General features: G+C 42.7%; 19 protein-coding genes and 2 pseudogenes. 17 read left to right on the top strand and 4 right to left on the bottom strand.

Annotation, left to right across the window (positions count from 1 at the left end):
• Positions 1-168: 168 nt before the first annotated feature.
• A complete protein-coding gene (locus O3651_RS09800; RefSeq protein WP_371610305.1) occupies positions 169-1,131 on the bottom strand; it encodes an asparaginase in 963 nt (320 codons plus the stop codon).
• Between the two features lie 66 nt (positions 1,132-1,197).
• Between O3651_RS09800 and O3651_RS09795 the strand changes: the two genes are divergently transcribed.
• The 3 genes and pseudogenes from O3651_RS09795 to O3651_RS09785 form a co-directional block, all read left to right on the top strand.
• Positions 1,198-2,604: a Cof-type HAD-IIB family hydrolase gene (locus O3651_RS09795; protein WP_371610306.1), complete on the top strand. Its 1,407-nt coding sequence runs from the start codon at positions 1,198-1,200 to the stop codon at positions 2,602-2,604.
• Positions 2,605-2,670: 66 nt separating this feature from the next.
• Positions 2,671-2,799 (top strand): annotated as a pseudogene (locus O3651_RS09790) (aminopeptidase P family N-terminal domain-containing protein); the annotation flags it as partial.
• A pseudogene (locus O3651_RS09785) lies at positions 2,768-3,133 on the top strand (DNA helicase UvrA); the annotation flags it as partial. The pseudogenes O3651_RS09790 and O3651_RS09785, both read left to right, overlap by 32 nt.
• 233 nt (positions 3,134-3,366) lie before the next feature.
• Here O3651_RS09785 and O3651_RS09780 read toward each other — a convergent pair.
• Complete coding sequence (locus tag O3651_RS09780) at positions 3,367-3,591, bottom strand: hypothetical protein (RefSeq protein ID WP_371610304.1); 225 nt, start codon at positions 3,589-3,591, stop codon at positions 3,367-3,369.
• A gap of 333 nt (positions 3,592-3,924) precedes the next feature.
• On the opposite strand from O3651_RS09780, the gene O3651_RS09775 reads away from it, so the two are divergent.
• From O3651_RS09775 to O3651_RS09745, 7 genes are all read left to right on the top strand, one after another.
• On the top strand, positions 3,925-4,986 hold the full coding sequence (locus O3651_RS09775; RefSeq protein WP_371610303.1) for a M24 family metallopeptidase: 1,062 nt from the start codon (positions 3,925-3,927) through the stop codon (positions 4,984-4,986).
• Positions 4,987-5,047: 61 nt separating this feature from the next.
• Positions 5,048-5,608, top strand: a complete 561-nt coding sequence (gene efp, locus O3651_RS09770) for an elongation factor P (protein WP_005591786.1) — start codon at positions 5,048-5,050, stop codon at positions 5,606-5,608.
• 30 nt (positions 5,609-5,638) lie between these two features.
• A complete protein-coding gene (locus tag O3651_RS09765; protein ID WP_045500744.1) occupies positions 5,639-6,028 on the top strand; it encodes an Asp23/Gls24 family envelope stress response protein in 390 nt (129 codons plus the stop codon).
• Positions 6,021-6,458, top strand: coding sequence for a transcription antitermination factor NusB (gene nusB, locus O3651_RS09760; protein ID WP_371610302.1), 438 nt, complete (start codon positions 6,021-6,023; stop codon positions 6,456-6,458). Before O3651_RS09765 ends, nusB begins: the two co-directional genes overlap by 8 nt.
• 649 nt (positions 6,459-7,107) lie before the next feature.
• Entirely contained in the window at positions 7,108-7,323 is a 216-nt protein-coding gene (locus O3651_RS09755; protein WP_371610301.1) for a hypothetical protein, read from the top strand.
• Positions 7,324-7,378: 55 nt separating this feature from the next.
• On the top strand, positions 7,379-7,585 hold the full coding sequence (locus O3651_RS09750; RefSeq protein WP_371610300.1) for a hypothetical protein: 207 nt from the start codon (positions 7,379-7,381) through the stop codon (positions 7,583-7,585).
• A gap of 397 nt (positions 7,586-7,982) precedes the next feature.
• Positions 7,983-11,807: a pullulanase gene (locus O3651_RS09745; RefSeq protein WP_371610299.1), complete on the top strand. Its 3,825-nt coding sequence runs from the start codon at positions 7,983-7,985 to the stop codon at positions 11,805-11,807.
• A gap of 275 nt (positions 11,808-12,082) precedes the next feature.
• On the opposite strand, the gene O3651_RS09740 is transcribed toward O3651_RS09745, so the two are convergent.
• Both O3651_RS09740 and O3651_RS09735 read right to left on the bottom strand, forming a co-directional pair.
• Positions 12,083-13,048: a LacI family DNA-binding transcriptional regulator gene (locus tag O3651_RS09740; RefSeq protein WP_125387395.1), complete on the bottom strand. Its 966-nt coding sequence runs from the start codon at positions 13,046-13,048 to the stop codon at positions 12,083-12,085.
• The gene (locus O3651_RS09735) at positions 13,029-14,483 is read right to left on the bottom strand and encodes a sucrose-6-phosphate hydrolase (RefSeq protein WP_371610298.1); all 1,455 of its coding nucleotides are present in this window, start codon (positions 14,481-14,483) and stop codon (positions 13,029-13,031) included. The genes O3651_RS09740 and O3651_RS09735 overlap by 20 nt, the downstream gene beginning before the upstream one ends.
• A 199-nt stretch (positions 14,484-14,682) precedes the next feature.
• Here O3651_RS09735 and O3651_RS09730 point away from each other — a divergent pair, with 199 nt between their 5' ends.
• The 7 genes from O3651_RS09730 to O3651_RS09700 all read left to right on the top strand — a co-directional run bounded on the left by O3651_RS09730 (position 14,683) and on the right by O3651_RS09700 (position 23,045).
• Complete coding sequence (locus O3651_RS09730; protein WP_371610297.1) at positions 14,683-16,695, top strand: sucrose-specific PTS transporter subunit IIBC; 2,013 nt, start codon at positions 14,683-14,685, stop codon at positions 16,693-16,695.
• A gap of 159 nt (positions 16,696-16,854) precedes the next feature.
• On the top strand, positions 16,855-17,754 hold the full coding sequence (scrK, locus tag O3651_RS09725; protein WP_062123547.1) for a fructokinase ScrK: 900 nt from the start codon (positions 16,855-16,857) through the stop codon (positions 17,752-17,754).
• An 80-nt stretch (positions 17,755-17,834) separates the two neighbouring features.
• Entirely contained in the window at positions 17,835-18,245 is a 411-nt protein-coding gene (locus O3651_RS09720; protein ID WP_371610296.1) for a peptide deformylase, read from the top strand.
• Between the two features lie 29 nt (positions 18,246-18,274).
• Positions 18,275-18,844: a hypothetical protein gene (locus O3651_RS09715; RefSeq protein WP_371610295.1), complete on the top strand. Its 570-nt coding sequence runs from the start codon at positions 18,275-18,277 to the stop codon at positions 18,842-18,844.
• Between the two features lie 236 nt (positions 18,845-19,080).
• Positions 19,081-19,539 carry a MarR family winged helix-turn-helix transcriptional regulator gene (locus tag O3651_RS09710; RefSeq protein WP_371610294.1) on the top strand — a complete coding sequence of 153 codons (459 nt, stop codon included), beginning with the start codon at positions 19,081-19,083 and terminating at the stop codon, positions 19,537-19,539.
• Positions 19,532-21,298, top strand: a complete 1,767-nt coding sequence (locus O3651_RS09705; protein ID WP_371610293.1) for an ABC transporter ATP-binding protein — start codon at positions 19,532-19,534, stop codon at positions 21,296-21,298. Before O3651_RS09710 ends, O3651_RS09705 begins: the two co-directional genes overlap by 8 nt.
• A complete protein-coding gene (locus O3651_RS09700) occupies positions 21,288-23,045 on the top strand; it encodes an ABC transporter ATP-binding protein (protein WP_371610292.1) in 1,758 nt (585 codons plus the stop codon). The genes O3651_RS09705 and O3651_RS09700 overlap by 11 nt, the downstream gene beginning before the upstream one ends.
• The last annotated feature ends 31 nt before the right edge of the window (positions 23,046-23,076 follow it).

The following is a 23,076-nucleotide window of genomic DNA, read 5'->3' as shown; positions in this document are numbered from 1 at the left end:
ACAATCCAAAGACAATTGAAGAGTCTAGGACTTTTGTCCCAGACTCTTTTTTTGAATTTATAACTTCGTTTAAGGCTAAGAATATTTATGAACTTTATATCGAGGAATACAGCATTATAAGGAGGAGCAAGAAACAATGCTCTAGAAAACAGTAGGTAAGTTCGGATTCTATCCTTCTATATAATCTCTTAATGCTTGACCACTTAGGCCGACATTGAGGGCGATCAGCAGCTTGATACGAGCCTTCGGTGCATTGAGCTCTTTGACAAACATGATTCCGGCTTGGTGCAGTTTGACACCACCGCCTTCATAGGCGTAGACAGGCTCAGCAATGCCGTTGAAACAGCGTGAAACGAGAGCGATGGGGAGACCAGCTTCTGCCATCTCTGTTAATGTTTCCGCAGTTTCTTTTGGCAGATTGCCTGCGCCAAAGGCTTCGATGATGAGGCCGTCTAGCTTTTGCCAATCCAACATATCCAGCAGTTCCGTTGTCATGCCAGCATAGGCTGGAATGATGGGCACCAGACCTGAAATGCTAGTCAGATCAAAGCGGACGCGGGGCTCTGCTGTTTTGAAATAGAGAATTTCCTGTTTCATGACCAGGCCTAAAGGGCCGTGCGTCGGAGTCTGAAAGGTGCTGACATTGGTGGTGTGGGTTTTAGTGACATATTTGGCAGCATGGACTTCGTCATTCATGACGACTAGGACGCCCTTGCCTCGACTCTTCTCGTCACTGGCTACCCGCAAAGCAGTCAGGTAGTTATAAACTCCGTCACTGCCGAGTTCATTTGAACTTCTCATAGCTCCGGTCAAAACGACAGGGATGTCAGGCAGGTCCATGGTATCAAGGAAGTAGGCCGTTTCCTCTAGGGTATCTGTTCCGTGGGTAATGACTACACCATCGTATTGGTCAGCGTCAGCTTTGATTTTTTGGTAGAGTTCGAGCATGTGCTGGGGAGTGATGTGAGGACTGGGAACGTTGAAGAAATCAACCACTTTCACCTCAATACCCTCTAAGGGAACAGCCACATGGTTCATGGGATTGTCTTGGCTGCTATTGACAGCGCCACTTCCATCAGCCTGCATGGAAATGGTTCCACCTGTATGTAAAACTAAAATTTGCTTATTCATAGATGAGCTTCTCCGTGAATTGTGTTATAATTTATTGTATCATAAAAGGAAAGAATGAGAAAATCAATGGAAATAAAAGCCGTCTTTTTTGATATAGATGGAACCTTGATTAATGACAGTCGAACCGTCTTGAAATCGACAGAGGCTGCCATTAAGAGTTTGCAGGAACAAGGGATTTTGGTCGGTTTAGCAACAGGTCGGGGCCCCTTCTTTGTCAAGCCTTTTATGGACAAGCTGGATTTAGACTTTGCTGTCACCTACAATGGTCAGTATATTTTTTCAAAGGACAGGGTTATTTCTGCCACACCGATTGATAAGCAGAGCCTGCGTGATTTGATTGCCTATGCCAAAGAGCACCGGAAAGAAATTTCCTTGGGGACAGAACAGGCCATGCAAGGTTCAAAAATTATGACCTTTGGTATGAGTTCCTTTTCTCAGTGGGCTACCCAGTTTATTCCTAGGAAAATGACTCGGACGGTGAGCCATGGTTTTAACAAGATTGTAAGTAAGGCCCTGCCTCAGCATGAAGAAGACCTGTTGAAATTGATTCAAGAGCCCATTTATCAGGTGCTGATTTTGGCGGATCCGGCTGAGAGTGCAAAGATTGAAGTAGATTTCCCCCATTTAAAATTTACTCGTTCGAGTCCTTATGCAGTGGACATCATCAATCAAGGGATGTCCAAGCTGGAGGGGATTCGTCTAGTCGGTCAAGAGTATGGCTTTGATATTCATCAGGTCATGGCCTTCGGCGACTCTGACAATGACTTGGAAATGCTGTCGGGAGTTGGCTTGTCTATTGCTATGGGAAATGGCACCAGCTCTGTCAAAGAAGTAGCCAAGCATACGACTAGCAGCAATAGTCAGGACGGGATTCATCGGGCACTAGAACATTTTGGTATTTTAGCGAGTGAGAAAGTCTTTGTGTCTCGCGATCACCACTTCAATAAGGTCAAGACCTTCCATAGTGTTATGGATGAGTCTACGCAGGAAGAACCCATTGCTTGGACACCAGAGGAAGCTCGGCACCGTGCTGACTTCAAGTTGGAAGAGTTGGTTGAATTTCTCAGAGCTGCCAGCTCTTCAGAGGAAGAATTTGACCAGTCGATGTCCAGAATGCACGAGGCTTTAGATAAGGCTGCTGCCAAGGTTCGTAGCAAGAGCAAGGCAGAAATCTCCTTAGTTGGTCAAGTTGATGCTCTGATCGATACGCTCTACTTTACTTACGGTAGCTTTGTCTTGATGGGAGTTGATCCTGAGCGGATTTTCGATATTGTCCATCAGGCCAATATGGGGAAGATTTTCCCAGATGGAAAAGCGCATTTTGATCCAGTGACCCATAAAATCCTCAAACCAGATGACTGGGAAGAAAAATATGCGCCAGAACCAGCAATCGAACGGGAGTTGGAGCGACAGATTCAGGCTTATCAGCGCAATGTGGAAAAGGCGCAAAAAGAAACAAAAGACGAGGAGTAGCGACTCTTCATCAGCAGAATTTTTATTTTACGATACTCAATCGAATTATTTTACGGAGGTTTTCTCATGTTATCAAGAGTTGAAAAATTTGAAGCAGCCTTGGCTCAGACAGAATGCGATGCTGTCCTAGTAACCAATCTGAAAAATATTTACTATCTGACTGGTTTTAGTGGCACAGCCAGCGACTACTTTATCGGGTGGTGAAGCCCAGCGGATGAAGCTGGCTAGTGAGCTCCACAAGAGATCGACCGGCAAGTCTCTCTATAACTTGGATGAACCGACAACAGGTCTGCATACAGAGGACATTTCTCGTCTGCTAAAAGTTCTGGATCGTTTTGTTGATGATGGAAATAGTGTCTTAGTTATTGAGCACAATCTAGATGTGATTAAGACAGCAGACCATATTATAGACCTGGGTACAGAAGGTGGTGTCGGTGGGGGTACGATTATTGCTATTGGTACACCGGAAGAAGTAGCTGCAAACTCTGCTAGCTATACTGACCAGTATTTGAAAGGTAAGCTAAATTAATTTAAGAGTAAAAACGATTCTAGTACAATCTTATAACTCATTAAATTTAGATATTAAATCTCAATTACTATTCTTTATTGAAGTTATAATATATATTTCACAAACTAACAATAAGTGTTGCTAATATTTGTGTGAATTAGAATTAAAAGTGCTATAAATAAAAACGGCCTAAATCCAAAAGATGAAGGTCGTTTTATTAAACTAAACAATAGGTATAGAATACAGCGATCAGACTAATCAACTTCGACTATTTCATAAGAAACAGCCTGCTCTGCTTCCTCTTCAGGGTATTCAAAGGGATCTGATAAATGCAAAACCTCAGCTCCTACGCTCATGTTGTTTTCAAATTCATAAATAGCATATCGTGCGTCGTCCTCAGTGTCAAAGTAATTTCCAAAGTTATCTTCCTCTACAATTTCACCATCGTCAAAATATGCAAGTAATTTGTATTTTGGCATAACAATCTCCTTTGTTTATAGATAATATTAACGTAATAATACTATTATTTGCAAGTTTTGTCAATTCTTTTTGGATGAAACTGACACTATCGTAATTGATTCATAAATAAATCAGAGGGAATTACAGCATATTATTGTTTTTATAGGTAAATTTAGAGAATAGTATTTATCAAGATTTTACAACAGATTCTTATAAGACTCACAAATTACAAGGAGGTGTTTTAAAAAATATTATTTTACTTAGTGATAGAACTTAAATATTGTCTAATTTAAATTTTTCTCTTTTCTTGGTTTTTTGATATAATAAGCTTAGTTATTTCATGGAGGTACCTCATGTTATCAAGAGTTGAAAAATTTGAAGCAGCCTTGGCTCAGACAGAATGCGATGCTGTTTTAGTAACCAATCTGAAAAATATTTACTATTTGACTGGTTTTAGTGGCACAGAAGCGACGGTTTTCATCAGCAAGTCACGACGGATTTTCCTGACGGATTCTCGTTATACCCTGATTGCTAAGGGCGTGGTTGAGGGCTTTGATATTGTTGAAACGCGGGATGCGGTTGGTGAAATTGCTAAAATCATTGCGGACGACAAGTTGGCGAAAATCGGTTTTGACGATGAAATTTCCTATGCTTACTTCAAGATGCTGGAAAGTGTGTTTGCTGGTCATGAGCTGGTGCCGATGACAGCCTTTATCGAAAATTTGCGCATGATCAAGGATGAGCAAGAAATCGCGACCATTCGCAAGGCCTGCCAGATTTCGGATCAAGCCTTCCTAGACGTGCTGGACTTTATTAAGCCTGGTCAGACGACAGAGCTGGCTGTCATGAACTTTTTGGATGCTCGCATGCGCCAGTTAGGTGCTTCAGGTGCTTCCTTTGACTTTATCATCGCTTCGGGATACCGCTCTGCTATGCCACATGGCGTGGCTAGTGACAAGGTCATCCAAAATGGTGAAACTCTGACCATGGACTTTGGTTGCTACTACAATCACTATGTCAGCGATATGACGCGGACTGTTCATGTGGGGCAGGTGACGGATGAAGAGCGGGAAATTTATGATATTGTCCTGCGCAGCAATCAAGCCCTGATAGAAGCGGCTAAGGCTGGACTCAGCTGTATTGATTTTGACCGGATTCCTCGTCAAATTATCAACGATGCAGGCTACGGCCCTTACTTCAGCCACGGGATTGGTCACGGGATTGGGCTGGATATCCATGAGATTCCTTACTTTGGCAAGTCAGAAGAGCCGATTGAGGCTGGCATGGTCTTGACCGATGAGCCGGGCATCTATCTGGATGGCAAATACGGCGTTCGGATCGAAGATGACCTTCTGATCACAGAGACTGGTTGTGAGGTCTTGACCCTTGCTCCAAAAGAATTGATTGTGATTTGAGAATTATCAAGCTTTATGGTAGAATAAAGAGTAAATTATTTATTAAAGAGGTAAAAAACAAATGATTGAAGCAAGTAAGCTGAAAGCTGGAATGACTTTTGAAACTGCTGATGGTAAACTGATCCGCGTCTTGGAAGCAAGTCACCACAAACCAGGTAAGGGAAATACTATCATGCGTATGAAATTGCGTGATGTTCGTACTGGTTCTACATTTGAGACTAGCTACCGTCCAGAAGAAAAATTTGAACAAGCGATCATCGAAACAGTACCAGCACAATACTTGTACCAAATGGATGGCACTGCTTATTTCATGAATACTGAGACTTATGACCAATATGAAATCCCAGTAGTCAACGTAGAGGAAGAATTGAAATACATCCTTGAAAACTCAGATGTGAAAATCCAATTCTACGGATCAGAAGTGATCGGTGTGACAGTACCTACAACTGTTGAATTGGTGGTAACAGAAACACAACCATCTATCAAGGGTGCTACTGTAACAGGTTCTGGTAAGCCGGCAACTCTTGAAACAGGTCTTGTTGTCAACGTACCAGACTTCATCGAAGTTGGACAAAAACTGGTCATCAATACAGCAGAAGGAACTTACGTTTCTCGTGCGTAATCTTAATCTTTCAGATAGAAAGGAATTCTTATGGCAAACGAACAATTAGGCGAAATCGTTATTGCGCCACGAGTCTTGGAAAAAATTATTGCCATTGCTACGGCTAAGGTAGAGGGCGTTCATTCTTTTGCAAATAAAAGCATGTCAGATAGCCTTTCTATGCGTACGCTTGGACGCGGTGTTGCGCTGCATACGGATGAAAGTGGCGACATATCAGTTGATATCTACCTCTATCTGGAGTATGGTATTAGTGTGCCAACAGTTGCAGTTGCGATCCAAAAGGCGGTCAAAAGTGCTGTGAACGATATGGCTGAAGTGGAGCTGTCTGCTGTCAATATCCATGTGGCAGGTATTGTTCCAGAAAAATCACCAAAGCCAGATTTGAAAGATCTATTTGATGAGGATTTCCTCAATGACTGATGTTTTGTTAGAATCTAGAAAAGAGCTACGCCAGCGGGCGTTTCAGGCTTTGATGAGTCTGGAATATGAGGGTGATGCCATTGAGGCTTGTCGCTTTGCCTATACTTATGATAAGGACGAAGAGGAGACAGATACTGAGGTCAATATCCCAGCTTTTCTACTCAACTTGGTCACAGGAGTGCTCCAGTCCAAGGAAGAATTAGATAAGAAAATCGCCCAGCACTTAAAAGCAGGCTGGACAGTTGAGCGTTTGACCTTGGTAGAAAAGAATATCCTGCGATTAGGCATCTTTGAAATCACAGAGTTTGATACTCCCGAGCGAGTAGCGGTCAATGAAGCCATTGAACTTTCCAAGCAATTTTCTGATGAAAAATCAAGTAAGTTTATCAATGGTATTTTAAGCCAATTTATAACAGAAGAAAAAGACTGAGACGACTGTCTCAGCTTTTTTGGTTTTTGATAGTTGCAGTTGCTGATAATGCTTAAGAAGTTTCCATTATAGGGGCTATGGCTGGAACAGTCCATCTTCTACAGGTTAATAGCGACCTAGACCTCGGCTAGTTCTTTTTCCTATAGATTCGTTGTAATCTAGGCCTCGGCTGATCACTTTTCCTATAGATTTGTGGTAATCTAGACCTCGAATGTGCTTTTCATCTCTAGTTATAGGATAAATTGCTTTCGTTTCTTACGATTTTTACTAGGTCTTTTAAAGATGAGGCATGGTCTAGTCAGTCTAAGTAAGAAAAGAAAGAGATAATAGAACATCTCCTAAAGAGCAATTCTTTAGAAGAGAGTTTTTGAGGGGGATCTTTGGATTTAATAACTATTTGAATACGGCTATGTGGGGAAATTTGAATTACTAGTAAACTTGATAATGTTGAAAAAGTTCCTATCTGTTTTTATATGCTATTTCTACATATAAACTTTATGGATTAAATAATAATTGCTATAATAGGAAACAGGAAGTATCTAATGGATTGTATTGGTAAAAGCTTTAAGGTACTTAAAAAATTCCAAGAAGAGGAAGAGCTTAGAGCAGGTGAATACATGGATTATTTGCAGATTGCAGGAGGATAAGCATGACGATTGTTTTGATTTCAGTTATTATTGCATTTCTATATCATAAAATCGCAGAACATTTTAAGAATAGCTATATTGATTGCATTCTATTTCTATTATTGATTTTGTCTCATTTTATATGGGATTACTATTTCTTACCAATTGACATAGTAATAGCCCTCAGTGGGGTACATTTACTATCAAATTTCTTTGAAAAGGTGAGAAGTAAACAATGAAACTGATTTAGAGAGAATCACTATAAAATGCAAGGTAAAAAGTTGGGTATTTAAAATGAAACATTTTTTTGCAGGTCTTGGTGCAATAAACTTTGCTAGTTATCTAATTGCTATAGGTGTAGTATTGGCACCTCTCTTTCACATTTTTATAATTCGTTCGGAAGTAAGTTTTGGGAAAATAGTATTGTCTATAATAGCTATATTTTTAATCATTATTTTAACAATTGCTCGAATTTATAGAAGATTTTTCTATAAAGATTAGTTCGATTTTCTTTAAAGTTTGGGAAAATCTTATCTTTCTAAAAAAACGGACAGTGCTATTGAAATGTAGGTGATAGCCTAAGGAAAGCGCTAGTGATTCTAACACCAAAAAGTAATCAGGGATTGAACGACATTAAAAAAGATTTTTAAAGAAAAGATTTACGGAAGAAATGCTTATTTTGATGAGTCTAAAGAAATTTTTAGTTTCATTATCTTAAACAACAAGGAGAGAGCCGGTGGATTTCATATGAAAGGAATCTGAAATCATACATAAAGCTTTGGAATAAAAAAATGATCTATGAAAACCTTTACATTTCGATAGATAATCTGTATAATAAATACAGAAAACGTTTGCATACGTATTTTCTATAGGAAAAAATAAAGGAGTTTTTTTATTTATGAAAAGAAACTATCATCTACAGTCTCGGACCAGTGAAAAGCGGTATTATTTTGGGATTCGTCGCTTAAAAGTCGGAGTGGCATCTGTCGTGATTGCGTCTGGCTTCCTCTTTGGAGGTGCCCAGTTAGCCAAAGCGGATGAGACAAAAGCTACAACTAGCCCAGCAACGGAAGCAGTATCAACTGCTAATTCAGAAGCTTTACCTAAGCCAGAGGTTGAAGCAAAAGCCGAGGAAGTGGATAGTTCAGCGCAAAAAGAAAGTGAACAAAAAGGCAATATCGAGAAAAGTGCCCAGCCTGAAGCAGTAGTAAATCAAGCTGCTCAGCCGACAGAGGGGGCAGACTCTAGTGCGACTCCAGAAGCAGCTGGGAAAGAAGCAAAGGAAACAGCTGCATCCGACGATAAAAAAAAGCCAGCGTCAACTAGTCAGTCGGAGACATTGACAAAGGCTGCTATCGCAGATGGCCATATGCGTTTCCATTTCAAAAATCTACCATCGGAGAATCTGGATAGCTTAGGTTTATGGACTTGGGATGATGTTGAAACGCCTTCTGGTCAAAAGGGAGGTTGGCCGACTGGTGCGACTAGTTTTGCGACAGCTAAAAAAGATGATTATGGATATTACCTTGATGTCAAGATGGCAGAGAAAAGAAGCAAGGTTAGTCTCTTAATCAACAATACGGCAGGTCAAAACATTACAGGTGATAAGACGGTTGAGCTGCTGAGCCCTCAGATGAATGAAGTTTGGTTTGATAAAGACTATAATCCTCATACCTCCGAGCCCTTGAAAGAAGGAATGCTTCGCATCAATTATTATCGTACAGATGGTCAGTATGATAAGAAATCCCTCTGGCTCTGGGGAGATGTGCAACATTCAGGTCAAAATTGGCCTGATGGCGTGGACTTTGAAAAGACTGGGAAATACGGTCGCTACGTAGATGTTCCTCTGAAAGAGGCTGCAAAGATGATTGGTTTCCTGCTTTTAGATGAAAGCAAGTCAGGAGATGATGTGAAGATTCAAAAACAGGATTATAATTTCGCAAATTTGGGTAAAACTAGCCAGATTTTCTTGCGTGATGCGGATCCAACGGTTTATACCAACCCTTACTTTGTCAATGATATCCGCATGACAGGAGCTCAGCATGTTAGCTTGACAGAGATTGAGGCGACCTTCTCTACCTTAGAAAATGCTAAAAAAGAAGATATTCTGAAAAACCTAAAAATTACCAACAAAGATGGTGGAGAAGTCACTGTTAAAGATGTGGTTCTGGACGCTAAGAATAAAAGCGCAAAATTAATCGGTGATTTTAACCAAGCTCAGTCACCTTACCTTATCAAATATGGCAATGACCAATTCAAAACCAGCATGAACTGGCAGTTGAAGGACAGCCTTTACAAGTATGATGGTGATTTGGGCGCGCGTGTTTCTCAAGCGGGCAAACAAGTGGATCTGACCTTCTGGTCACCAAGTGCGGACCAAGTCGATTTGGTGGTCTATGACAAAAAAGATCAGAACAAGGTTCTTGGGCGCATAGCTATGCAGAAGGGGGAGTCTGGCACATGGACTAGTAGCTTGACGCCTGAGAGCGGGCTAGGTCTTTCTGACTATCGTGGATATTTCTATCATTATGAAATTAGCCGTGGTGGTAAAAAAGTTCTTGTGCTAGACCCATATGCCAAGTCTTTAGCAGCTTGGAACAATGAAGATGCGGACAAGGGGGATGCCTACAAGATTGCCAAGGCAGCCTTTGTAGATCCAAGTGAATATGGACCGAAAGATCTGACCTATGCTACTATTCCGAACTTCAAGAAGCGGGAAGATGCCTTGATTTATGAGGCACATGTCCGTGATTTCACTTCAGATCCAGCTATTTCAAAGGATTTGAAATCTCAATTTGGAACCTTCTCAGCTTTCATTGAGAAATTGGATTATTTGAAAGAACTAGGAGTGACTCATGTTCAGCTCTTGCCAGTTCTGAGTTATTACTTTGTAAATGAGCTGAAAAATGCTGAGCGCATGGACAAGTATGCTTCCAGCAACAGCAACTATAACTGGGGCTATGACCCGCAAAACTACTTCTCGTTGACAGGTATGTACTCTAGCACACCGACAGATCCAGCCAAGCGCATTGAGGAATTCAAAAATCTTGTCAATGAAATTCATAAGCGTGGTATGGGCGTTATCATGGATGTGGTCTATAATCATACGGCCAAGACGTCTATCTTTGAGGACTTGGAGCCCAATTACTACCACTTTATGGATGCGGATGGCACACCGAGAACTAGCTTTGGTGGCGGCCGCTTGGGGACTACCCACTATATGAGCAGACGGATCTTGGTGGATTCGATCAAGTATCTGACAGAGCAGTACAAGGTAGATGGTTTCCGCTTTGATATGATGGGAGACCACGATGCTGAGTCCATCCAAACAGCCTTCGAAGAGGCTAAAAAGCTTAATCCAAATCTCATTATGCTGGGTGAGGGCTGGAAGACCTATGCAGGTGATGAAAATAAAGCAGTCCAACCTGCTGACCAAACTTGGATGAAGTCAACAGACACGGTAGCGGTCTTCTCGGATGATATTCGCAATACCTTGAAATCGGGTTATCCAAATGAAGGAACGCCAGCCTTTATCACTGGTGGAAAGCGCAATGTAGAAGATGTTTTCAAGAATATCAAGGCGCAGCCAACCAATTTTGAGGCAGATAGCCCAGGGGATGTGATCCAATACATTGCGGCCCATGATAATCTGACCCTCTTTGATATTATTGCCCAGTCGATCAAGAAAGATCCAGCAGTCGCTGCCAATAATCAAGAGATTCATCGCCGCCTGCGTCTGGGAAATCTGATGATGCTGACTTCGCAAGGAACTCCATTCATCCACTCTGGTCAAGAGTACGGCCGGACCAAGCAATTCCGCGATCCTGCCTATAAATATCCTGTCTCTGAAGACAAAGTTCCAAACAAAGCGCATTTGTTGACCAATGAGGACGGCACACCGTTTGAATACCCGTATTTCATTCATGATTCTTATGATTCGAGCGACGCGGTCAATCATTTTGACTGGACCAAGGCGACTGATGCGGAGAAATTCCCAGAAAATGCCAAGAGTCGTGCTTATATGAAGGGCTTGATTAGTCTGCGAAAATCAACGGACGCCTTTACCCGCAGCTCCAAAGCAGAAGTAGATCAAAATGTGACCCTCATCACCCAGCCTGGAAAGGATGGCGTTGAGAAAGAAGACCTTGTCCTTGGCTACCAAGTGGTTGCTTCGAATGGTGATATTTATGCAGTCTTTGTCAATGCGGATAAAAAGGAGCGAAACTTCAACTTTGGTGAAGCCTACAAGCATCTAGCAGGTGCAGAGGTTGTGGCTGATGGCAATAGCGCAGGAGTTTCTGCTATTTCAAATCCAGCTGGTGTCACTAGAAACAGCAATGGCTTGACCCTAGCTCCGCTGACAGCGACAATTTTGCGGATTAAAAAGGCGAGTCCAGCTCAAGAAGAAAAGCCTCAAGATACAAGTAAAGATATCCAGCAAAATCCGTCTCAAAGCAGCGTTAAGGAGCTTCAAAAAGAACAAAGCCCTAGACCTAGCTTGTCGAATAAGCTTGTTCAAGTTCCATCTGCAACTACATCTCCATCGCCAGAGAGTCAAAAACAACTTGCTGCAAAGCAACAGCAGGACAAAGTAAGTCCTACTGAGACTGCTTCGACAGAAAGAGTCTTGCCGAAAACAGGTACAGAAACTTCCCTGCTGGCGATTTTAGGTGGTTCTCTTGCCCTCTTTGCTGGCTTGCTCACTTTTAGAAAGAAGCAATAAAGTGAGAGTGGGACAGAAATCGGTAATTCGTTAGAATTCGATTTCGTCGTCCCACCTCCGCACAGTTGAGTAGGGCTGTAAAAGCTGATGAAATCAGCGTAGTAGAGCCCACTCAACCACTGCGTCTTGCTCGACAATCCAAAGACAATTGAGAGGCTAGAACTTTTGTCTCAAACTCAGCCGTTGTAGAAATCCATATTTTTCAGCCGTGATAGATAAAAATACGACTTCCATTTTGGAAGTCGTATTTTCTATTTAGTAGGGATTGCATGAAATTACACACTTTTGCCCGGCAAGAGGTTCACAGGTAGGAAGTAGCCAGTCGTTGTGACTTCTTGCTTGTCAATTTTTTGTAGCAATAAATCGACCAAAAGTTTGGCAATATCCTTCAGCGGCTGTTTAATAGTCGCTAATTGAGGATAATAGTTCTCCACAAAGTAGGTGCCATCGTAGCCGATGATTTTTAAATCTTTAGGAATCTGGATGTCCAGCTCCTGAGCGACTTTCATCACTAGAATGGCTGTCAAATCATCTGAAGCAAAGATAGCATCTGGCTTCTCATAGGTTAGAATATGCTTGATTTCCATTTCCTTGCGGACGGGAGAATAATCGCTAGAGACATTGATGATTGGAGCGTCTGGTAGAACAGAGGCGAAGCCAGCATGGCGCAGCCCAGTTGGGGAATTGGAGTTGTCATTACCAGTAATCATGATGATATTTTGAGCGCCAGCCTTGACCAAGGTCTGAGCAGCCAGCACTCCACCGCCATAGTTGTCTGAGGAGACAACTGGAATATCTGGTGAAAGGTTACGGTCAAAGGAAATGATAGGAGCAGTTACGCGATTGTAGTCTTCGATGCCTAGATTGTGGCTGCCGGAGATGATACCATCCACCTGATTAGCCTCCAGCATCTCAAGGTACTCACGCTCCTTATCTGAGTCATGCTCGCTATTGCAAATGATGGTTTTATAACCCTGTTTAAAGAGCTCATGCTCCAATTTACCAATTAATTCTGCGTAAAAAACATTGCTGATATTAGGGAAGATGAGTCCAATTAGCTTGGCTGATTTTCCTTGGAGGCTGCGCGCCAGATTGTTGGGCTTGTAGGCCAACTCTCGCATGGCTGCCTCAACCTTAGAAATCGTTTTGTCGGATAAGTAGCCCTTCCTATTGATGACGCGGGAAACGGTTGTGGGGCTGACTCCTGCTAGTTTTGCTACATCAGTTAGCTTTGCGACCATAATCTAATTCATAGTAAGTACCGGTTGGATTGCCCTTAGTAATAGCAATGCCTGTCTGGTCTTCTCTCGGGAAGACACGGCCGGAAAATACTTTCTCTCCTTTATTGATGAAAATTTCAAAAATTGATTTATCGATGAAGATAGTAGCACTAGTTGCTTCTTTGTCAATATCACAGCTTCGGATGGTTCCAAAGTCCAGAGCAAATGGCTCGCCCGCTTGACTGCGATCGACTGTCACTTGTCCTTCCTTGAGGTCGAAGTTGATGCAAAGTCCCTTGCCATCCTTGTCTGCAAAGAGGACGATTTCGTGTTCGGTGTCAGCAGCGAGATTTAGCTCTAGTTCGTAGTTGTTCTTGCTTTCTGCCAAAGCCGCGAAAGGCTGTTCTTCTGCTCGTAAGTCTTTGATAGCAGGCACTGGGTACTGATAAAGCTTGCCGTCTTTCAGAGTTAATTCCTTGACGAGGGAGAAGGCACCTTGATGGTCGAAGCGGTCAGATGGGTATTCGACATCAGGCAAGCCTAGCCAGCTGACAGCCAGAGCGCGACCGTCAGGTGCGTTAAAAGCTTGGGTCGCGTAGCAGTCGAAACCATAATCCAGATTTTGGATAGGGCTAGGATTAATCATTGCGGCTTGATTTGTGTCAAACGATTGACCTATTTTATACATATTTGGATAAATGTTGCCATAGTCCAGTACGTCTTTAGATAAGCCTTGAGGGCAGTAGAGCAGGACTGGCTGGTCATTGATAAAGACAAGGTTTGGACACTCCATCATGTAGGCTGTCCTGTCATTGGCGAAGTCTAAATCACCGACGGCTTCCCAGTTGGTATAGTCGTTATCAACAGCCTTGTACAGCTTGACATAGCCTTGCTTGTCTAGATTTTGCCCACCGACAATGGCATAGAATTGTCCTTTGTAGTTGAAAATCTGCGGATCACGGAAGTGGTCGGTCGCTTCAGCAGGTTGCTCAATCAAGATCTTGTCAATTTTTTCGAGCTTGCCTGATTTATCTAACAAGGCGCCGATTTGATAGGGGTGACGCACCCAATTCTCATCACGGACATTACCAGTATAGAAGAGAAAGAGCTTGTCGCCAAACTGCATGGCAGAGCCAGAATAGGCGCCGTGGCTGTCCAGAACAGTATCTGGCAGCACCCGAAGGCCAGTTTCAGTGAAGTGAACTAGGTCATCACTTTCTAATTGAACCCAGCATTTGAGACCGTGTGCTGCCCCGAAAGGAAAGTTTTGATAAAACACCACCCACTTGCCGTCAAAGTAAGAAAAGCCATTGGGGTCATTGAGCAGACCTGTCTGAGGCTCCACATGGTAGTTAGCCCGCCAAGGAGATTTAGCGATGTTTTCTTTGATCTGCTGTAGCTCTTCTTGAGTCCAGTCTTCATAGCGTTTGTAGCGTTTTTCAGTCGTCCAAGCCAATCTTTTGTCCTCCAAATCATATTATTTCTTATTACTATAGTAAACGTTTTCTGCTGAAAAATCAACATTTAACAGTAAAAAAATATTTTTTCTGCAAAACGCTTGACATATCTCTGAATCATGGTAAAATAATATTCGTAAAGGTGATAAAATCGCTTTCAAAAAGTTTTACAATATTTTTATAAGGAGATTTTTGCAAATGAATAATACTGAAATTGCAAAAAAGGTCATCGAAGCCTTGGGTGGACGTGAGAACGTTAACAGTGTAGCCCACTGTGCGACTCGTCTGCGCGTCATGGTTAAAGATGAAGGTAAAATCGACAAAAATACTGTCGAGAACCTAGAAAAAGTTCAGGGAGCTTTCTTTAACTCAGGCCAATATCAAATCATTTTTGGTACAGGTACGGTTAATAAAATCTATGACGAAGTTGTAGCCTTAGGTTTGCCGACTTCATCAAAAGATGACATGAAAGCAGAAGCTGCTAAGCAAGGGAATTGGTTCCAACGCGCCATCCGTACATTCGGTGACGTATTTGTACCAATTCTCCCAGCTATTGTTGCGACAGGTCTTTTCATGGGAGTTCGTGGAGCAATTGCTCAGGATCAAGTTTTATCTTTATTTGGTACCACAGCGGATGCTTTCAAATCGACTGACTTCTATACTTATACAGTAGTATTAACTGATACAGCCTTCGCTTTCTTCCCAGCTTTGATTTGCTGGTCAGCTTTTAGAGTCTTTGGAGGGAACCCCATCATTGGTTTGGTTCTTGGTCTCATGATGGTTAACTCAGCACTTCCAAATGCTTGGGATGTAGCTGGTCAGGCTACTAAATTTGCTGTTGATCCTTCTAAGGATATTTTAGACAAAATTGCTAATATGGATGTTCTAGGAAGTCTAAAATTTGCTAGCGAAGTTACAGCAACAAAAGCTCATCCAATTTACTTCTTTGGTTTTATTCCGGTGGTTGGCTACCAAAACTCTGTGCTTCCTGCCTTCTTTGTAGGTTTGTTTGGTGCGAAATTTGAAAAATGGCTGCACAAGAAAATTCCAGATGTCTTGGACCTTCTTCTTGTTCCATTCCTTACTTTCCTTGTAATGTCTATTTTGGGACTCTTTGTGATTGGTCCGGTCTTCCACATTGTTGAGTCATATGTTTTGAATGGTACAGAGTTCCTTCTTAGCCTTCCGTTTGGTCTTGCTGGTTTGATTATTGGTGCAGTACATCAACTGATTGTCGTAACTGGTGTTCATCACATCTTCAACTTACTGGAATCTCAATTGGTATCTCAAACTGGGAAAGATCCATTTAATGCGATTATCACTGCTGCTATGACAGCTCAGGCTGGTGCGACTTTGGCTGTAGCTGTGAAGACAAAATCTAAAAAACTCAAGGCTCTTGCATTCCCAGCAGCACTTTCTGCAGGATTGGGTATTACTGAGCCAGCTATCTTCGGGGTTAACTTGCGCTTTGTTAAACCGTTTGTAATTGGACTGGGTGCTGGTGCTGTTGGTGGTTGGTTAGCTTCTATTATGGGGCTTGCAGGTACAAGTTTCGGTATCACAATTATTCCAGGTACACTCCTTTACCTGAATGGTCAATTGTTGCAATATATCTTTATGGTTGTTCTGACAACTGGTTTGAGTTTTGTTCTGACTTATATGTTCGGATACAAAGACGAAGAAACTGCTGAAGAAAAAGCTGAAACTGAAAAACTTGTCGAAGAAGAAACAACTGGTAATGTTCCAGCGGCTCTCAAAGATGAAACAATCATTTCTCCAATTGTTGGTAGTGCAGTTGCTTTGAGCGATGTAAATGATCCTGTTTTCTCAAGCGGAGCTATGGGTCAAGGGATTGCGATCAAACCAACTGAAGGTGTCGTTTATGCCCCAGCTGATGCAGAAGTGACAATTGCTTTTGCGACAGGCCATGCTTATGGTTTGAAGACAGCTAATGGTGCTGAAATCCTGATCCACGTTGGTATTGACACAGTGTCTATGAATGGCGAAGGATTTGATCAAAAAGTTTCTCAAGGTTCTAAAGTCAAAGCTGGCGATATTATTGGAACTTTTGATTCAGCTAAAATCGCAGCAGCTGGTCTGGATGACACGACTATGGTTATCGTGACTAACACAGCTGACTACGCATCTGTGACTCCAGTAGCAGAAGGAACTGTTGCTAAAGGCGATGCGATTATTGAAGTGAAAGCTTAATCTTAGCTATAGAAAGTCAACAAAGGAAAACGAACAACTTATGTTTGTTCGTTTTTTACTTGAGTGCTAAGATTTACAGAGGAAAATCTAAAATATAGAGCCATTTCCAATAGGGAAATATGCTATAATGGAGTATAAAGAATACAAGAGGTGTTTGAAATGACAAAATTGTACGGAAGTTTAGAAGCCGGTGGAACGAAGTTTATCTGTGCTGTGGGCGATGAAAATTTTAATGTTGTAGAAAAAACACAGTTTCCTACGACCACGCCGATTGAAACGTTAGATAAAACGATTGAGTTTTTCTCTCGTTTTGACAATCTAGCAGGTCTGGCAGTCGGTTCTTTTGGTCCAATTGATATTGATCCTAATTCAAAAACATATGGCTACATCACGACAACTCCAAAACCACATTGGGCAAATGTGGATATCGTGGGAGCGCTTCGTCGTGCGTTGAATGTGCCAATCTACTTTACGACAGATGTCAACAGTTCTGCCTATGGTGAAGTTGTAGCCCGCAACAATGCTGGTGGTCGCATTGAAAATCTGGTTTATTATACGATTGGAACAGGGATTGGTGCTGGTGCTATCCAACGTGGTGAATTTGTTGGGGGTACAGGCCATCCAGAGATGGGACACTACTATGTAGCTCAGCACCCAATGGATGTGGAAAAAGGCTTTAACGGCGTCTGTCCTTTCCACAAGGGATGTTTGGAAGGCTTAGCAGCAGGTCCTAGCTTAGAAGCGCGGACGGGTGTGCGTGGTGAAAATATCGAGCTCAATAACTCTGTCTGGGATATTCAGGCTTACTATATTGCGCAGGCAGCTATTCAAGCGACGGTGACTTTCCGTCCAGATGTCATTGTCTTCGGTGGTGGTGTGATGGCGCAACAGCACATGTTGGACCGTGTCCGTGAAAAATTTACTGTCCTGCTCAATGGTTATCTGCCAGTGCCAGATGTGCGTGATTACATTGTTACACCGGCTGTCGCAGGAAATGGCTCGGCTACACTAGGGAATTTTGTCCTCGCAAAAGATATTAGCGAACGCTATGCAAAATAAGTAAATAAGACGTTGAGAGTTTTCAAATAAACTAAGGAGGCTGAGATAGGGAATCCAGCCTCTTCCATTTGAGGTAAAATATGCAAAAAGCAATTGTGAAAGATCCTTTCTTTTTACAGCAAAAATCAGTCCCTGCCACGAAAGCTGATCTATTTTTGGCTCAGGACTTGCAGGATACCTTATTGGCCCATAGAGAGTCTTGTGTCGGTCTTGCTGCAAATATGATTGGTTTCCAAAAGCGGGTGATTATTTTTATGTATGGTATGTTGCCCATGGTCATGTTTAATCCAGTTCTCATTCAGAAATCAGGAGCTTATGAAACGGAAGAAGGCTGTCTGTCTTTGACAGGCAGCCGGTCAACCATTCGTTACCAGAAAATCACTGTCGAATATCTGGATCAGAATTGGCTGAAGAAGGCCATCACTTTAGAGGATTTCCCAGCGCAAATCTGCCAGCACGAATTGGACCATTTGGAAGGAATTCTCATATAGGAAATATATCTGGAAAGGATAGGAATAGAATGAAAGTATATCAGCGCGATGGAGAAAAATTTTATATCATGGGCTTTCTCTTACTCTTTTTTATCTTTTTTACCATGTCTTTTGTATCTATGGATAAGGCCTCCCCTGAGTCAACAAGTCAAAATAGTAGCAATCAACTGGTTCATAGGGCTTCTACCAGCAAAGAAGACCAAAGAAGCAGTCAGATTACTGAAGAAAGTAACAATATGCTCCATCCAGTCTATTGGGGAATGGGCATAACCGCTATTTTGATGATCGTTCTAGGCTATATTTCGAATCATAGGCCCCCGATTTTAGAGATGGATGAGATGGGAATAAGGCTGAGAGGCTTATCTGATAAAAGAGAGAAGTACTTCTTGTGGCAGGAGATTGAGCAAATTGAATACGATATATCTCGACCTAGGATGAGATCTTCCGAACCGACCAGTCGAATTTTATATTTCTATCCTAAAAATCAAGAGGAGAGTGCGGTCTCTTTAGACCTGGCAGATGTGAAAAGTACTAGCTTCAATGAACTTCATCAAGAAATTTCCAATCTTGCGCCTCATGTCAAGTGGCTATTTCCATAGAATGAATGATGAGGAAGATTATTCTAGAGCAGGGATTTGCTACTCTGTTTCGTTTAAAAATATTAAGATTAAAAAAATTCTATTGGTAGAACTGGGCCTCTTGGTTCCAGTTTATTTTTTTTATTAAAAATAGTTCTCATAGAAACTTTTTCTTGACATCTGCTTTTCATGTGGTAAAATAGTTCTCATGAAAACTAATTAGTTCTCGTGAGAACCAATTTAGAAAGGAAGAATTGATGGAAAAGCCTTTATTAGAAATGAAACGTTTTGGTCGAAAAATTCATCTCATGGTAGAGAAACTTGCCAAGGAGCAAGGGATTGAGTCTATGGCTGGGCCGCAGGGGCAGGTCTTGCATATTGTTGCCCATCGTGCGGAAGAAGGCAAGGACACGCTTATCAAGGATATTGAGCAGGAGTTGGATATCTCCAAATCGGTGGCCTCTAACTTAATGAAACGGATGGAGAAGAATGGCTTTATCCAGCTGGAAGTTAGCAAGACAGACAAGCGGGCCAAGTATATCCGCCTTACTCCGCAGTCGCAGGAAAGAATGAAGAAAATCCGCGCCTTTTTTGGTGAAATAGATCGGTCTATTTTGAATGGTGTTTCTGAGCAGGAGCTGTTGATTTTTTCACAAGTCATGGCCAAGTTTTATCAGAATATCGAAAGTTTAGAAAATGGAGGGAAAGATGATTAAGCTATTTAAACGGCTGACGGTAAGGGAAGTGAGCATGATTGTTCTCAGTGTGCTCTTCACCTTCCTGACGGTATTTTTGGAATTAGAGGTTCCGACCTATATTTCGACGATTACAGAGCTACTACAAACGCCGGGAACAGTTTTAGCAGATTTGTGGGAACCGGGATTGAAAATGCTTGGCTTATCCTTTGCTAGTTTGCTGTCAGCTATCGTGGTTGGCTACCTTGCGGCTCGTCTAGCTGCCAGTTTTACGCAGAGTCTGCGGAGCGATATTTTCAACCGTGTGCTGGATTATTCGCAGACGGAGATTAAGAAATTTTCGATTCCTAGTCTGCTAACTCGGACGACGAATGACATTACCCAGGTGCAGACCTTAATCACCATGGGGCTGCAGGTGGTGACTAGGGGGCCGATTATGGCGATTTGGGCTATGACCAAGATTATCGGCAAGTCTGAGAACTGGCTGATTGCTGTTCTTATTGCTGTTATTGTCAATGTTCTAATGACAGCAGTCTTAATGACACTGGCCTTTCCCAAGCAGTCAGTTGCGCAGCGTTTGGTCGATAAGCTAAATAGCGTCACTAGAGAGAGTCTGACTGGGATTCGCGTGGTCCGAGCTTACAATGCGGAAGATTATCAGGATGAGAAATTTGCAGCAGCTAATGATGAAGTGACCCGTCTTAATCTCTTCATTAATCGTCTGATGGCCATGATGAATCCAGTTATGATGGGGATTTCCAGTGGTTTGACACTGGCTATTTACTGGATCGGGGCTTATCTGATTCAGGAGGCTGGGCTGCAGGAGCGTCTCCCACTCTTCAGTGATATGGTCGTCTTTATGTCCTATGCTATGCAGGTTGTGATGGGCTTCTTGCTCATGGGTGCCCTCTTTATCGTCCTGCCTCGGACCATTGTATCGGCTGGCCGGATTAATGAAGTGCTGGACCTGCATTCTTCTATTACCAGTCCGGAACAGCCTAAGGCAGCAGCGGATAGCAAGGGAGAGGTGGTCTTTCGAGATGTGTCCTTCCGCTATTCTAAGAATTCTGAAGCGGTCATTGAGCATGTCAGCTTTACAGCGCAGGCTGGTGATACTGTAGCCTTTATCGGCTCAACCGGTTCAGGGAAATCTACTCTTGTCAATCTCATTCCTCGTTTTTACGATGTGACAGAAGGAGAGATTCTGGTAGATGGCGTCAATGTTCAGGATTACCAGCTGGAAGACCTACGCAATAAGGTTGGCTACATCCCGCAAAAGGCTGTGCTTTTCTCTGGTGATATCGAGAGCAATCTGGACTTTGGTCAAAGTCAAGCAAGTCCGCTGGATGAGCAGGGGATGTGGGAGGCTCTTGACCTGGCACAAGCCAAGCCCTTTGTCCAAGAGAAAGAAAAGGGACTCAAGTCAGAAGTGGCTCAGAGCGGGACCAACTTCTCTGGTGGCCAGCGTCAGCGTTTGGCTATTGCTAGAGCCTTGGCTCGTAAGCCAGAAATCCTCATCTTTGACGACTCCTTCTCAGCGCTAGACTATAAGACAGACCGCATTTTGCGCAAGGAACTGGCTGAGCGAACGCAGGATATGACCAAGCTGATCGTAGCACAGCGGATTTCTACCATCATGGATGCGGATCAAATTTTGGTATTGGATGCTGGTAAGGTAGTCGGTCAAGGTACCCACCGAGAGCTTTTGGCAAATAACGCGGTTTATCAAGAAATTGCCTACTCACAACTATCCAAGGAGGAATTAGAAAATGGAAAATAAGAAGTCTTCATTATTTAACCAGATGCGGCCTTATCTCAAAGGTTTCCAGCTTCCTCTTGCTTTGGCATTTGTGGGAGCTGTCTTGTCAAACATTATCACGGTCTATGGGCCAAATAAATTAAAAGAAATTACTAATCTCATTTCTGATGGTCTGGGTAGCAACATTGATTTAAAAGCTGTGTCTCAGATTGCCTTTCTCCTCGCTATTCTATATGCAGTAGGAGCCCTGCTCAACTATGGTCAGTCCTTTATCATCAGTACGGTTGTCCAGTATTTCTCCAAGCGTCTACGGACGGCCATCGCAGAGAAAATTAACAAGCTTCCATTGAGCTATTTCGATGGTCATTCTCAGGGGGATACGCTGTCGCGCGTGACCAATGACGTGGATACGGTAGGCCAATCTCTCAACCAGAGTTTAGGAAGTGTTATCTCTTCTAGCTTGCTTTTGGTGGCTGTGGTTTTGACTATGTTCTTTATGAACTGGATTTTGGCTTTGGTGACCATTTTGGCTACTGTAGTCGGTTTTGTCTTTGTTGGCCTCATCATGGGCAAGTCTCAGGGCTATTTCACTGCCCAACAAAACGATTTGGCTGCTGTTAACGGTTATGTAGAGGAAATGTACTCCGGCCATAATGTTGTTATCAGCTACAATGCCATTGAACAGTCAAAGGAGCACTTTGCAGTTCTCAATCATAATCTCTATAACAGTATTTGGAAATCGCAATTTATCTCTGGCATGATGATGCCGCTCATGTTCTTTACAGGTAATTTCGCCTATGTGCTGGTTATTTTGGTCGGTGCTGCTCTGGCGATTAATGGTTCTATTAGCATCGGGATTATCGTTGCCTTTATGGTTTATGTGCGGACCTTCTCTCAGCCTTTGTCACAGATTGCACAAGGAATCACTGTCTTGCAGCAGGCCGGTGCAGCACTGGTTCGTGTCTTTGAATTCCTAGCTGAGCCTGAGATGGAAGACGAGCAGCGTAAAGAGCAGCAGCTTACTGCTGTCAAGGGAGATGTTGCTTTTGAAGAGGTCTTCTTTGGCTACAAGCCAGACCAGACGATTATTCATGATTTCTCAGCCCAGGCCAAAGCCGGACAGAAGATTGCCATTGTCGGTCCGACGGGTGCTGGTAAGACGACCATTGTTAATCTGCTCATGAAGTTCTATGAAATTGATAAAGGGCGTATCAGCATTGATGGTATAGATATTAAGGATATGAAACGCTCCGAGGTTCACGATGCCTTTTCAATGGTCTTGCAGGATACCTGGCTCTTTGAAGGAACTATCCGAGAGAACTTGATTTATAATCAGGAGCATGTGACAGATGAAGCAGTTGTTGCCGCAGCAAAGGCGGTCGGTGTTCATCACTTTATCATGACTCTGCCGCAGGGCTATGATACGGTGCTGGATGACACGGTCAACTTATCGGTTGGTCAGAAGCAGCTATTGACCATCGCTCGTGCTCTACTGAAAGATGCGCCGCTCTTGATCTTGGATGAGGCAACTTCGTCAGTCGATACGCGGACGGAGGAGCTGATTCAAAAGGCTATGGACAAACTCATGGAGGGCCGGACTTCCTTTGTCATTGCTCACCGCCTGTCTACTATCCGTAATGCGGATCTTATCTTGGTCATGCGCGATGGAAATATCATTGAGCAGGGCAACCACGACGAGCTCATGGAGCAGAATGGCTTCTATGCTGACCTCTATAATAGTCAGTTTGAGGAAGGTGAAGTAGCTTAAGGATAGCAATGGAATATTCTGCTAAAAAAAT

Source organism: Streptococcus sp. 27098_8_73 (assembly GCF_041432495.1).
Taxonomy (GTDB): domain Bacteria; phylum Bacillota; class Bacilli; order Lactobacillales; family Streptococcaceae; genus Streptococcus.
This window is presented reverse-complemented; position numbering and strand designations above follow the sequence as displayed.

Coding starts and splice junctions, on each gene's coding strand:
- O3651_RS09765 (WP_045500744.1), top strand. CDS start 5,639: ATGGCAAACGAACAATTAGGCGAAATCGTTATTGCGCCACGAGTCTTG.
- O3651_RS09775 (WP_371610303.1), top strand. CDS start 3,925: ATGTTATCAAGAGTTGAAAAATTTGAAGCAGCCTTGGCTCAGACAGAA.
- O3651_RS09705 (WP_371610293.1), top strand. CDS start 19,532: ATGATTAAGCTATTTAAACGGCTGACGGTAAGGGAAGTGAGCATGATT.
- O3651_RS09750 (WP_371610300.1), top strand. CDS start 7,379: ATGAAACATTTTTTTGCAGGTCTTGGTGCAATAAACTTTGCTAGTTAT.
- O3651_RS09715 (WP_371610295.1), top strand. CDS start 18,275: ATGAAAGTATATCAGCGCGATGGAGAAAAATTTTATATCATGGGCTTT.
- O3651_RS09720 (WP_371610296.1), top strand. CDS start 17,835: ATGCAAAAAGCAATTGTGAAAGATCCTTTCTTTTTACAGCAAAAATCA.
- O3651_RS09740 (WP_125387395.1), bottom strand. CDS start 13,048: ATGGTCGCAAAGCTAACTGATGTAGCAAAACTAGCAGGAGTCAGCCCC.
- nusB (WP_371610302.1), top strand. CDS start 6,021: ATGACTGATGTTTTGTTAGAATCTAGAAAAGAGCTACGCCAGCGGGCG.
- O3651_RS09795 (WP_371610306.1), top strand. CDS start 1,198: ATGGAAATAAAAGCCGTCTTTTTTGATATAGATGGAACCTTGATTAAT.
- O3651_RS09745 (WP_371610299.1), top strand. CDS start 7,983: ATGAAAAGAAACTATCATCTACAGTCTCGGACCAGTGAAAAGCGGTAT.
- scrK (WP_062123547.1), top strand. CDS start 16,855: ATGACAAAATTGTACGGAAGTTTAGAAGCCGGTGGAACGAAGTTTATC.
- O3651_RS09710 (WP_371610294.1), top strand. CDS start 19,081: ATGGAAAAGCCTTTATTAGAAATGAAACGTTTTGGTCGAAAAATTCAT.
- O3651_RS09780 (WP_371610304.1), bottom strand. CDS start 3,591: ATGCCAAAATACAAATTACTTGCATATTTTGACGATGGTGAAATTGTA.
- O3651_RS09800 (WP_371610305.1), bottom strand. CDS start 1,131: ATGAATAAGCAAATTTTAGTTTTACATACAGGTGGAACCATTTCCATG.
- O3651_RS09700 (WP_371610292.1), top strand. CDS start 21,288: ATGGAAAATAAGAAGTCTTCATTATTTAACCAGATGCGGCCTTATCTC.
- O3651_RS09730 (WP_371610297.1), top strand. CDS start 14,683: ATGAATAATACTGAAATTGCAAAAAAGGTCATCGAAGCCTTGGGTGGA.
- efp (WP_005591786.1), top strand. CDS start 5,048: ATGATTGAAGCAAGTAAGCTGAAAGCTGGAATGACTTTTGAAACTGCT.
- O3651_RS09755 (WP_371610301.1), top strand. CDS start 7,108: ATGACGATTGTTTTGATTTCAGTTATTATTGCATTTCTATATCATAAA.